The sequence below is a fragment of the Bacteroides sp. HPS0048 genome, from assembly GCF_964240755.1.
Classification (GTDB): domain Bacteria; phylum Bacteroidota; class Bacteroidia; order Bacteroidales; family Bacteroidaceae; genus Bacteroides; species Bacteroides nordii.
The window spans coordinates 92,956-105,131 of sequence record NZ_CAXSVC010000006.1; the positions used below are offsets into that span (position 1 = coordinate 92,956).

General features: G+C 41.5%; 8 protein-coding genes and 1 tRNA gene. 4 read left to right on the forward strand and 5 right to left on the reverse strand.

Annotated elements, in window-relative coordinates:
• Positions 1-57 precede the first annotated feature (57 nt).
• The 5 genes from ACESQI_RS06940 to ACESQI_RS06960 all read right to left on the reverse strand — a co-directional run bounded on the left by ACESQI_RS06940 (position 58) and on the right by ACESQI_RS06960 (position 9,042).
• Positions 58-900 carry a family 16 glycosylhydrolase gene (locus ACESQI_RS06940; RefSeq protein ID WP_373125606.1) on the reverse strand — a complete coding sequence of 281 codons (843 nt, stop codon included), beginning with the start codon at positions 898-900 and terminating at the stop codon, positions 58-60.
• Positions 901-903: 3 nt separating this feature from the next.
• The gene (locus ACESQI_RS06945) at positions 904-2,580 is read right to left on the reverse strand and encodes a RagB/SusD family nutrient uptake outer membrane protein (RefSeq protein WP_007484608.1); all 1,677 of its coding nucleotides are present in this window, start codon (positions 2,578-2,580) and stop codon (positions 904-906) included.
• Between the two features lie 20 nt (positions 2,581-2,600).
• Positions 2,601-5,732, reverse strand: coding sequence for a SusC/RagA family TonB-linked outer membrane protein (locus tag ACESQI_RS06950; RefSeq protein WP_373125607.1), 3,132 nt, complete (start codon positions 5,730-5,732; stop codon positions 2,601-2,603).
• Positions 5,733-5,949: 217 nt separating this feature from the next.
• Positions 5,950-8,841 carry a triple tyrosine motif-containing protein gene (locus tag ACESQI_RS06955; protein WP_373125608.1) on the reverse strand — a complete coding sequence of 964 codons (2,892 nt, stop codon included), beginning with the start codon at positions 8,839-8,841 and terminating at the stop codon, positions 5,950-5,952.
• A 127-nt stretch (positions 8,842-8,968) separates the two neighbouring features.
• Positions 8,969-9,042 (reverse strand) — tRNA-Thr (locus ACESQI_RS06960).
• Positions 9,043-9,358: 316 nt separating this feature from the next.
• Here ACESQI_RS06960 and ACESQI_RS06965 point away from each other — a divergent pair.
• Genes ACESQI_RS06965 through ACESQI_RS06980 form a run of 4 tightly spaced genes read left to right on the forward strand, consistent with a single transcriptional unit; the run spans position 9,359 to position 12,176 of the window.
• Positions 9,359-9,919: a DUF4199 domain-containing protein gene (locus ACESQI_RS06965; RefSeq protein WP_002562032.1), complete on the forward strand. Its 561-nt coding sequence runs from the start codon at positions 9,359-9,361 to the stop codon at positions 9,917-9,919.
• Positions 9,920-9,947: 28 nt separating this feature from the next.
• Positions 9,948-10,901, forward strand: coding sequence for a glycosyltransferase family 2 protein (locus tag ACESQI_RS06970; protein WP_002562033.1), 954 nt, complete (start codon positions 9,948-9,950; stop codon positions 10,899-10,901).
• 32 nt (positions 10,902-10,933) lie between these two features.
• Positions 10,934-11,440: a DUF6452 family protein gene (locus tag ACESQI_RS06975; RefSeq protein WP_002562034.1), complete on the forward strand. Its 507-nt coding sequence runs from the start codon at positions 10,934-10,936 to the stop codon at positions 11,438-11,440.
• On the forward strand, positions 11,397-12,176 hold the full coding sequence (locus ACESQI_RS06980) for a DUF6048 family protein (RefSeq protein WP_002562035.1): 780 nt from the start codon (positions 11,397-11,399) through the stop codon (positions 12,174-12,176). Before ACESQI_RS06975 ends, ACESQI_RS06980 begins: the two co-directional genes overlap by 44 nt.

The window sequence follows — 12,176 nt, forward strand, 5'->3', positions numbered from 1 at the left end:
GAATTAGGGACATCTTTCGGCTTTACCAGTGTAAGCCTTCAAATGCCCCTAAATATATTAATTCTTTTGATAAACACGAACGTAATCAATCTGGAATATTGCCGGATAGCAAGTATTATCTACTCCTTTTGTTCCTCCCATTCCTCCACCGACAGCCTGGTTCAGTTTCACGTAGAACGGAACATCAAATGGCCAGGTCTCTTTATTACCGGTTCCGTCATTCTGAAACCGGAAACAAAGCACACCGTCAATATAACCTTTGATCTCCTGTGGTGTCCACTCCAATCCATATACGTGAAAATCATCTTGTGCCCTGTCAATAACCGTAATGGAAGTTTGCTGCGTACCGATACTGTGATTGTATCGCTCTGTATGAGCAGATATATGAATAGAATCGGGATGACTCCCTACATGTTCCATTATATCTATTTCACCATCCAGCGGCCAATTCTTAAAATCTTCGGGCAACATCCAGAAAGCAGGCCAGGTGCCAACTCCTTCCGGCAACTTCATCCGGGCTTCAAAATAACCATACTTCCAGCTTTGAGTCGTATTCATCCGTGCAGATAAATAATTGTATCCCTCAACCGGTTTATCAGGTATTAATGTTTTAATATGTAATATCCCTCCATCCAGATAAGCCACCGTATCCGTTTCATAAACGGCAGGAACGTAATATTGCAGTTCGGCATTCCCCCAACCTCCACCTCCAACTTCATATTTCCACTTTGAAGTATCCGGCAAGGAGCGATCTACAGATTCAAACTCGTCATTCCAAATCAATTTATACTCTTGGGGTACAAATGCACTATTCACAACAGGCTTCGTTACCGAACGTTCGGTACAAGCTGCACCGGCAGCCACTACTATAGCCAGCAATACCAATAATTTCACATTCATAGATTAATCTTTCAATAGCGGGTTCTTCTCCTGTTCTTTAAGCGGAATGGGCAAGTAATAGTGTGTACCATTGAAAATGCGGTCTTCCACCTTAGACACTTCATATCGCAATGTGACATTGTCATCATATATATTCATACCCATAATCGGTTCGGCCAGTACGTCGCCATCTTTCCAACGACGCAGATCATAGAAGCGGTGCTCCTCCAGAAGAAGTTCAATTCTGCGCTCATTCTTAATTCTTTCACGCATCTCTATTTTCGACAATCCCGAAGGCAGATCCGGTTGTCCGGAACGGGAACGAACTTCATTGATTGCCAGATAGACACTTGGATCGGGGGCAGCCAACTCTTCATTCTTTGCTTCGGCATAATTCAGCAAAACCTCTGCATAGCGTATATATGGCCAATTATTACTTTGAGCATATCCTCCGTACAGGTTGGTAGAAGGATCGAGCTCCTCTATAAACTTCTTAGGACCATAGCCGCAACGCGCCTTACCCAACTGAGGCTTGCATGAACCATTCTTGGAAGGATCAACCGTATTGGTCACCATAGACATCCTGTGAGTTTCCCAGGTGGAACCATTATAGATAATGCTCTGATAGAAACGTGCATCCCGCTTTGTATACGGATCCTGCTTATTATACATTGTATTGGTTGGGTCTGTTGTTAACTTTCCATTCACTGTTTCATAAGCATCTACCAAATTTTGTGTAGGATACAATCCATTCCATGAGCCGGCATCCACAGCGTCCAGACTCCACATCATATGAATATTGTGAGGAGCTTCGGGGAAAGTGAAACGACGTTCAAAAATGACCTCCTTATTGGCAGCAGTTTTATCAAATGCCATAGAACGATAAGGGGTATCCGTCAGCTTATACAGCTTGTATATATCCAGGTCCATCACATCCTGAGCTGCCTGAGCTGCATCGGCCCACTTCCGGGAGTCATCGGAACTATTCAGAGGGCTTGCCAGATACAACAAAGCACGCGATTTAAGTGCCAGAAAAGCACCTTTTGTTGCATGTCCGGCCTCATCATCCGAATAGCTGAGAGGTAAATTATCAGCATACAAATCACACTCCTCTTTCACAAACTTCACAATATCGGCAAACGAAGAGGGAGCCACTTGCAACTCATCCGTAAGGCTTTGTGCTTTCACAATCAAAGGTGCTTTACCAAAAGTACGTGCCAATTCAAAGTGACAGAAAGCTCTCAGAAAACGAGCTTCTGCTTCTACTCTCTTTTTCTCGGTAGCCGATAAGATTCGTTCTTCAACACCGGGAGCACGCTCGATGATGATATTACACTTGCGTATCACCTTATACTCCTGATTCCAGATCTCCTCTACAAAAGGACAACTCTGGGCAGTGATTGCATCTTTATTAAGCTGCGTATAGATAGGACCATCGCTAACACTGGCAAAGTCGTCAGTAGCAGCATCCAGATTCCCAGCCCACGACATGGACCAGTCCTGTTCGTAACCAGCCGTACACCTGTTGAACCCGCACAACATAGAACCGTATGTATTTGCAACAAACTGATTAATCAGATTCTTGTCTTCCCAGATAGCTTCATCAGAGATAAAAGTAGTAGGTTTTATATCCAGCATATCCGAACATCCGGACGCAAGAACCACCAATATCGTTATTAATAAATTTCTATTCTTTTTCATAATCGTATCATTCTTTAAAGTTAAAACTGAAGAGTAAGTCCTACGTTAAACGCCTTCATTTGCGGATATGTCCATCCTTCCTGTTGAGTGTTTTCCGGGTCAATTTGCGGAACATCGGAAATGGTAAACAGGTTCTGCGCATTCACATAGACACGCAATCCGGTTATTGCCGCAGACCGCAACCATCTGGAAGGAAGCGTATATCCTATTTCAATATTCTTCAAACGAAGATAAGAAGCATCATAGAGGTAGGTCTGAACAGCGCTGATATCCGTAGTCGGGAAGTTATGAGTAGATTCTGCCAAACGAGGATATTTCGCATTTACATTCTGTTCGGTCCAACTCTCATTTACCCAAAGCTGCGGAAGATTACCCTGATTGAAATAAGGTTGTATCACACCACCCTTCAGATAAACCTGTGTACGGGCAGCTCCCTGGAATAAGAAACTGAAATCAAGATTCTTCCAGTTCAACGAACCATTTATACCATAGATTATCTCAGGAATATTCCCATTTCCCAGATAAGTCATATCGTTAGAATCTACCACGCCATTGCCGTCAACATCCACATATTTAATATCTCCCGGCTTAGTCACATACCCTGTACCTGCCACTTCCTGCTTAGGATAGGCATCTATTTCTTCCTGAGACTTAAAGATACCATCTGTTTTATACCCATAGTAACCATTGATGGGTCTACCGGTTTTACGCATATACTTGGATGTTCCGGCCGCTTCTGCCATCTCTACAATTTCATTCCGGGCAAAGGTAAAGTTACCTCCCAATGAGAAATCGACCTGCTGTATTCTCTGATGATAATTAAGTGATAAATCGACTCCTTTGTTTTTCACCTCTCCTAAATTCTCAAGCGGTAATATTCCACCGAATGAAGAAGGAACTTCGGCACCACGCTGGGCAAGAATATCTGTTCGTTTTTCCATAAAGAAATCTACTGTCAGGTTAAGACGGTTAAACAAAGTAGCATCTACAGCCACATTCGTCTTGGTCGACTTTTCCCAGGTAGCCAGTGCGTTGGCAATAGGGCCGGGCAGCATTCCTTTGGTAAGCAATGTTCCGAAAATATAGTCTCCCAAATTATTGGTAAACCCATTGCTTGCATTGTTACCGGAATACAGATCAAAACGGCTGTAAAACGGGAAAGTTACACCTCCTGTATTATCATTCCCCAGCGTACCGTAAGAAGCTCTTACTTTCAGGAAATTAACCGTATTCTTCAGATTCTGAAAGAATTTCTCTTCCGAAAGCACCCATCCCAAAGAGGCAGAAGCAAACGTCCCCCATCTCTTGTTGGGAGCAAAGTTTTCGGACGCGTCACGACGCAGGTTAAACTCTACCAAATACTTCTGGGCATAATTGTAGTTGATACGCCCCATATAGCTGGCACGGGCTGTTTTACTGTCATAAGCATTCAATGACTGATTGGCTGTATTTCCGGCATTCATCTGATCCAGAATTTCCGAATCAAAAGAAATACGATTCATTCCCGATCTTTCAATGAACCCCTTTCTTGCCAAAGCCATAGCCATTGCAGTGATATTGTGATTGCCGAAAGAACGGTTGTAGTTCAACTGCAATTGATATTCCTGGTATTCATCACCGTTCTGTGTCAATCCCAAGCTGGCACTTGAACGTGGTTTCAAAACATAGGCTCCATCTGCATCCTTAGAGTAAACATAAGGAGATACATTCCATGATTTGTTTTTATATACATTCTTGCTGAAAGAAGCAGTTCCTTTTACAGACAGACCGGAAGTTATGAAATCAAGTTTCTGGTCCAGTTCTACACGTGCATCCACTACAAATGTATTTCCTTTGCTATAACTTCCACCCGGCTGATTGGAAGCCACAATATTGGGGTGAGTTGCATCGGGCACAGCAAATGTACCATCAGGATAGCGGCACAACAGCACAGGAGTATTACGCACCAATTGCTGGAAAATGCCCTGGCTTGCACCTACATTCAAGGTATTCTCTACACGACCGGAAATATCAACTCCCAAACGAGTCGTATTTGTAATAGTAGCATCAATATTACTACGCAAATTGTAACGTTTATAATCCAGATCTTCCCAAAGTCCGCCCTGGCTAAGGAAACCGGCACTTACATAATAGCGTACTTTCTCCGTACCTCCAGATACGGACAAATTGTGCTGGTGCTGAATGGCTCGTTGAGACAACATCTCTTTATACCAGTCTGTATTCGGATACTTTTCCGGGTCGGTACCATCTCTGAACTTCGCCAGTTCGTCACCATTATAGATCTCTTTTCCCGTATAGGTATTGTATAAACGGGCATAGTCATAAGAGTTGGCAAACTCCGGCAGTTTGGTTGGCGACTGTATAGATACATTTCCGGAATATTTAATAGTTGTCTTATCCTGTGTTCCGCGTTTAGTAGTGATTACCACTACACCATTGGCACCGCGCATACCGAAGATGGCAGCAGAAGCAGCATCCTTCAACACATTGATAGATTCAATATCATTGGGATCCATACGTGCAAAGTCGGCAGAAGAACGTTCCATACCATCGATAATAAAAGCAGGAGAAGTCTCTCCCTGAAAAGTAGCAATACCACGTACATACAATGAGGCATCATCTGCTCCCGGTTCACCGGTAGCCTGCTTGGATATAAGTCCCGGCATCTGTCCCACCAGAGCATTGGTAGAGTTGGCAGACTTTGCCTTCAATAGTTCATCGCTCTTTATAGAAGTAACGGCACCCGTCAGATTGGCTTTCTTTTGAACCCCATATCCCACAACCACTACTTCCTCCAATGCTGCTGCATCCTCTTCCAGCACCACGTGAAGTATCTTATTCCCTTTCACCGGAATATCCTGTGATTTATAGCCGATATAAGAAACAGAAAGAATTGAATTAGAAGGTACAGTGAGAATAAATTTACCGTCTAAATCGGTTATTGTACCATTGGCAGTAGCATCTTTCACCACTACATTCACTCCAGGCAAAGGCTCTCTATCCGACCCGCCTATAACTGTACCTGTGACCTGTATGTTCTGAGAAAATACAGTAAGGTAAGCTCCTAACAGAATTAAAACTGATAATAACTTTTTCATAAGTCTTTGTATAATTAAGATTAACTCGTTGTCCGTTTTGGACAATGCAAACATAGAGAATAAACAGATTAAGAAGTTAAAAAGGCAGACGTCTAAAATACGTCAATAAGAAAAATAGAATACGTTACGAATACGTCAACAATTTGTAATATATTAATTTTCAACAAAATAGTAATACGCGCCTACATTTCGTCAAGTATGTTACAGAACATAAAAAGAGTGATAACCCCACTTTCTTCCATTCGGGTCATCACTCTTAGCCAAACAAGAGTTAAATCTTCTGGCTCAGATAATCAATCAAACTATCTTCTCTATCCAGCTCAAATTTCTTTCGAAGACGATAACGTATCGTTTCTACTCCCCGGACAGAAATACCCAGCAAAGGGGCTATTTCTTTTGAAGAGAGGTTCATCTTAAGATAGGCACACATCATACGTTCATTGAATGATAAATCGGGATGTTTTTCACCCAACCTTTTCATAAAATTATTATGCACCAGGTCAAACTGTTCCTCGATCCTCTTTAATACTTCATCGCTCTGAATATTCGAATCGATCTTATTACTTACTAAAAGCAGCATTTTTTTGTATTCTTTTGATCCCTCACCCTTCAAAGCTGTAACAACTTTAAACAAGTCCGACTTTATCTCGGTCAGCATCTCATTCTTACGTACAAAATTGATCATCAGATTGGCCATTTCCTGACTTTTATGTTTTAGCTCATACTCCAGTTTCTCCTTTTCGAGTTCCACTATCTGACGCTCCTTGCGCGCACTTTCCTCTTCGTATTCTTTTTCCAGTTCCTGTAGTTCTTTATCTTTTTCTACCACAGCCTGTTGCTTTTTACGTTTCACGCGGAGATCATCCCACTTATATACATACCACATCAGCAACAAAAAGAGCATAAAATAACATAAGTAGGCTATTCCCGTACGATACCAGGGAGGAAGAATTCGAAAAGAGAAAGAATCAGTAGCCGTAGTACCATTTCGGAACACCGCCTTTACTTCAAAGGTATAATCTCCTTCCGGAAGATTGCTATACTCCTTAGTCTGTACATTAGTATATTCAGACCACTTGCGGTCATTCAACCTATATTGATAGCTAAGCTCCTCTCCGCGTGTCAATGAAGATATTCCATATTCAAACCGGATGGCATTCTGATTATAAGCAATTTCCGGCGTACTTTTCACCGACAGGAAATTATCGGTATAAATCAAAGAATCCTTAGGATAAGAGAGGTACACATTGCGAATATGTATCAAGTCACTATGGTCTTTTTGCTGGTTATGAGAAGGGATCTTAAACAGAGCAAAACCATCATAATCCGGAATAATCATTAACGAATCAGAAACAGGGACGATTACTTCGGCACCTTGTACCAATTCAACTGAAGGGAGCTCAATAGGGACAATACAGGTTTCAGCCCCTTTCTTATAGTTTCTCAGACTGGCAATACAAATTTCCTGCTGACTAAGGCTGATCAGATGATTATTGTACTGCACCAGACGCGAATATTGATTCACCCCATTAAGAAGCAGGTTCATTTCCTGAAAAGGTTCCATACAATCGGCCGATTCATTATACCGGTATACTCCCTTTGGAGTAGCAAAACAAATCCGGCCATCCACCTTACTTACAAATATATCTTTGTCAGAAGGAAACCCGTTATTCGTATTATACGATTTAATTTCTACCACACGAGACAGATCATCACTGAGTTTTACCCGTTTAACCTCGCCGGAAAGACATATCCACAACACAGAAGCAGACTGCTGTTCAAGAAAACGGCAAGAGTCGAACAACCCTTCTACTTTACAAACAACCTTCCATACGGCATCTTTCTTTTCCATCAGATAAAGTCCGTCATAAACGCCAACATATATCAGGCGCTTTTTTCCCACCACCGGTTGACATCCCCAGGCCCCAGCCACATCTGCTATTTTTTTCATGCTGTTTCCTTCCACCAGAAAGACACCCCGGTCGTGCAAACAAAAAATATCATCATCTATACGGCATAAGTTCCAAACCTGTCCGCTGGATTGAGCCACAGGATGTATATCAGGCAGATTATCAGTTAACTGTACCGGATAATGAGTATAGTACAATCCACGGTTTGTCCCCAAATAGAGACGATCTTCCGACAATAAAGCCGCATAACCGGTTCCGTAAGAGTAGGGATAAGAATAAAGATTGGTCAGCGATGAATTCAAACAAACATAATCAATACCACTATCCAACCCCGCCCACAGATTTCCCCAATGGTCAAAAGCAACAGAAAGTACCGTATTATTTTGTAAGCTATTGTATTCATTAAAAAACTTTATCCGTTTTGTTTGAGTATCTATCAACAAAATCCCTTTGTGTATAGTTCCCAATGCAATCTTACCACCCGAAGCAGCAGCACAAAACACTTCATTCTGCCGCATAAAACTCTCTACACCCGTCAGGAACGGAACCGTAGTACGCCCGTCACAGTAAAACAAACCATCATAAGCCGTCACAACAAGCACCCCGTCTTTATAAGGAATAATGCTCCGAATTCTTTTTGACTTCAATACCTCCGCTCCCTGCAATGGAAAGAAAGTATTCCCTACCAGTACCCACACCCCATGATCAGTACCTATATATAAAACTCCGTTCACCATATCGGAGCAGTCTATCTTACAATTCATTTCAATGGTAGTATACTTTCCATTGAGGAATTTCAATACCCTTCCGTCTCCCTGTAAGTAAAGGATGTTATCATTTTCATGTATTCCCCAGACATTGCCGATAGCCCGTGAAGTCGCATCCAATGAATCAGACATACAAGTATAAATCAACCTGCCATCATCTCCCGGTTCAAAATAACCGAATTCATTAATTCCACCTGCATAAATCCTTTTCTGTGATACGGAAGGCAGAACGGAACGAACATCCGAACCATTTTTCAAAGGAAAGATATTCCAGGAGTTACCATCAAATTGCAGCATACCGTTTTTATTGGCAAAATAGCTCCAATTACTGCTGTAAGAACCTATCTGCCAGGTCTGAGAACCTTTACCATAAAGAGTTTTATTGTAGTTGATAATGAAATTATTCCAATCGGAGGCCGAAGCACATACTGATACCAGGAGAAACGAAACAATCAGAGGTAATAATCGTTTTTTCATATGCGTCATAGTATGATCTCTTTGCTATTAGTAGTACAAACTTACTATATTCCAGTGAAGTTCCCAAGAAAAGAAAGAGAAAAGTTAAAAAAAGAAAAGCACCCCGGCAGATACCGAGATGCTTTCATCAATTTTGAGCCTCTTGTCGGATTCGAACCAACGACCCCGAGATTACAAATCACGTGCTCTGGCCAACTGAGCTAAAGAGGCGGGTGGGTAAGCTTACTATATCGCGCCGCTACAACCAACTACCTTTGCTGCGATCAAGCCCTGGAGGATTCGAAGGGAGCTGGCCGTATAGGACTTACCCGTTTTGCGGTTGCAAAGGTACATCTTTTTCTTTAACTTGCAATAGCTAACGTGTATTTTTTCTATCAAAAAGAAACAAACAACTACTTTTCAGATAGTTATCAAGCAAAAAAAAGTTTATCACTCCCAACTTTCAAGGCTTTATTAACTTTAACAGCCTGATCTCCCCTATCAACCAATATTATTTGTACCTTTGTGCGCTATTTTAAATTTAAAAATGACAGAAAACAGAAATTACTTGCAGAAATATGCCATGCATTTTGGCACATACATGGGAGCATATTGGATATTGAAATTCATTTTATTCCCATTGGGGTTTACTATTCCGTTTCTTTCACTCCTGTTCATGGGCCTTACTATCGGTGTTCCCTTCATAGGATACCACTATGTTAAGATGTATCGGAACAAAATATGCGGCGGTGCAATCAGCTTTGCTCATGCCTGTCTTTTTACTTTGTTTATGTACATGTTTGCTTCACTACTGGTTGCAGTAGCACATTATATTTATTTCCAGTTTATCGATCATGGATTTATTATCACACAATGCATGAATGATATGGAACAGATGTTAGTTACCCTTCCCGGAATGGAGACAGAGAAAGAAGTATTCAAAACCGCAATGGCCAATGCTCAGTCTTTATCATCCATTGATATCACGATGCAACTTTTATCATGGAATGTCTTTGCCGGTAGTTTACTTGCTATTCCTACGGCATTGTTTGTAATGAAGCGAAACAGAAATACTCCTGCAGGAACCTCAGAAGCCCCACAGGAATAATTCATAAATCATAATTCATAAATTAAGAATGGATATATCTGTAGTAATCCCCTTGTTCAACGAAGAAGAATCACTTCCCGAACTGTTTGCCTGGATTGAACGGGTAATGAAAGCCAATGGTTTCTCATACGAAGTTATTTTTGTCAATGATGGCAGTACAGATCGTTCATGGGAAATTATAGAGCAACTCAAAGCTCAGTCACCGATTGTAAAAGGAATTAAATTCCGTCGCAATTACGGTAAATCACCGGCTTTATACTGTGGATTCAAGCAGGCAGAAGGCGATGTGGTCATTACTATGGATGCAGATTTGCAAGACAGTCCGGACGAAATACCGGAACTCTACCGTATGATCACGGAAGAGGGTTATGATCTTGTTTCGGGATGGAAACAAAAGAGATATGATCCGCTTTCCAAAACACTCCCTACTAAATTATTCAATGCTACAGCACGTAAAGTATCGGGTATTAAAAATCTACACGACTTCAATTGTGGCTTGAAAGCCTATCGCCAGGCCGTAGTGAAGAATATCGAAGTATACGGCGAAATGCACCGTTACATCCCTTATCTGGCTAAAAATGCCGGATTTAAGAAAATCGGCGAGAAGGTGGTACAACATCAGGCACGTAAATTCGGTAAAACGAAGTTTGGTGGTCTGAATCGTTTCTTTAACGGATACCTGGATTTGATTTCTCTTTGGTTTCTTTCTACTTTCGGAGTAAAACCAATGCATTTCTTCGGATTGTTAGGCTCGTTAATGTTTATCTTCGGATTTATATCCGTTGTAATAGTAGGAGCTACCAAACTGTATCACATGCATAACGGAATGGCCTATAGATTAGTAACGGACTCTCCGTATTTCTATCTATCCCTTACGGCTATGATTATAGGTACACAGTTATTCCTGGCAGGATTTTTGGGCGAGCTGATCTCCCGCAATGCTCCGGAACGTAATAACTATCAGGTAGAAAAAATGATTTGAGAATGACCCAAACCATATAAAAGAGTATATATATGAAGAATTTAATCCGACTTTTCCTGGTTCTCCTCATTGCAAGTGTTGGTATCGGACTACACACCTCATGTTCTGAAGACAGTGATTGCTCTATTGCCGGACGCGCTATGATCAATTGTACGCTCTATACTAAAGATGTTAAAGATGAAATCGTAAACGATACACTCGACTCTCTGACGGTAACCGCACTCGGAACAGATTCTATCATTATCAACAATCAAAAAAAGGTACATACTCTAACGCTACCGCTGCGATACACCTCAGATTCCACCATATTCATTTTCTACTATGCATATAAAGAAGATCGGACACTGTGTGATACCATCTATATCAAACAACACAATGTGCCCTACTTTGAGTCAATGGAGTGTGGATATAGCATGAAACAAAGTATCGTCGGATTAAAATACAGCCGTTTAGAATTAGATACTATCCAAATACCTAATAAACAAGCCAATACTGATGGGACAGAAAATCTTAAGTTACTCTACCGCAATCGCGATTAGTCTGTTTCTACTCTTTTCATTGGAGATTTCGGCGCAGAACCAGCAACGGCCCTACGTCAATCCCACTCCCAAAAGAGATCAGAAAAAGAACGTAAAAGAGGAACCCAAAGAAGAAGTTCCCCTTTATAACGGCACGTATATTGGCGTAGACCTATACGGTCTGGGTAGCAAACTTTTCGGAAGTGATTTTCTGAGTTCCGAAGTGGATATAGTTGTGAATCTGAAAAATATGTTTCTCCCTACTGCTGAAATTGGTTTCAGTACTACAGATTCATGGAACGATACCGGTATTCATTATAAAAGTTCAGCCCCTTTCTTCCGCATCGGAGTAGATTATAACACGATGTCCAAGAAAAAGGAGAAGAATAGTTTTTTGTATGTAGGTCTTCGCTACGGTTTCAGTCATATGAAATATGATATCAACAGCATGCCGATGAAAGATCCGGCATTTGGAGGTGAATATGAGAACCCAAGTCTCGGAGATATCATTTGGGGAGGCAGTGTTCCCTATGATCACCCCGGACAAAAAGCGACCATGCAGTGGATGGAATTTGTGGCAGGCGTAAAAGTACAGATATACAAGAATTTCTATATGGGCTGGGCGTTACGAATGAAGTATAAGCTCTCCGCCTCGGTTAGCGAATATGGTAACCCGTGGATGGTGCCCGGATTCGGGAAATATGGTTCCAACAACATGGGAGTGACATACACTCTGATATATAAACTACCTTATTAA

Bases quoted from the DNA above. Each gene is read 5' to 3' on its own strand.
- ACESQI_RS06940 (WP_373125606.1), bottom strand. From the start codon at position 900: ATGAATGTGAAATTATTGGTATTGCTGGCTATAGTAGTGGCTGCCGGT.
- ACESQI_RS06945 (WP_007484608.1), bottom strand. From the start codon at position 2,580: ATGAAAAAGAATAGAAATTTATTAATAACGATATTGGTGGTTCTTGCG.
- ACESQI_RS06950 (WP_373125607.1), bottom strand. From the start codon at position 5,732: ATGTTTGCATTGTCCAAAACGGACAACGAGTTAATCTTAATTATACAA.
- ACESQI_RS06955 (WP_373125608.1), bottom strand. From the start codon at position 8,841: ATGACGCATATGAAAAAACGATTATTACCTCTGATTGTTTCGTTTCTC.
- ACESQI_RS06965 (WP_002562032.1), top strand. From the start codon at position 9,359: ATGACAGAAAACAGAAATTACTTGCAGAAATATGCCATGCATTTTGGC.
- ACESQI_RS06970 (WP_002562033.1), top strand. From the start codon at position 9,948: ATGGATATATCTGTAGTAATCCCCTTGTTCAACGAAGAAGAATCACTT.
- ACESQI_RS06975 (WP_002562034.1), top strand. From the start codon at position 10,934: ATGAAGAATTTAATCCGACTTTTCCTGGTTCTCCTCATTGCAAGTGTT.
- ACESQI_RS06980 (WP_002562035.1), top strand. From the start codon at position 11,397: ATGGGACAGAAAATCTTAAGTTACTCTACCGCAATCGCGATTAGTCTG.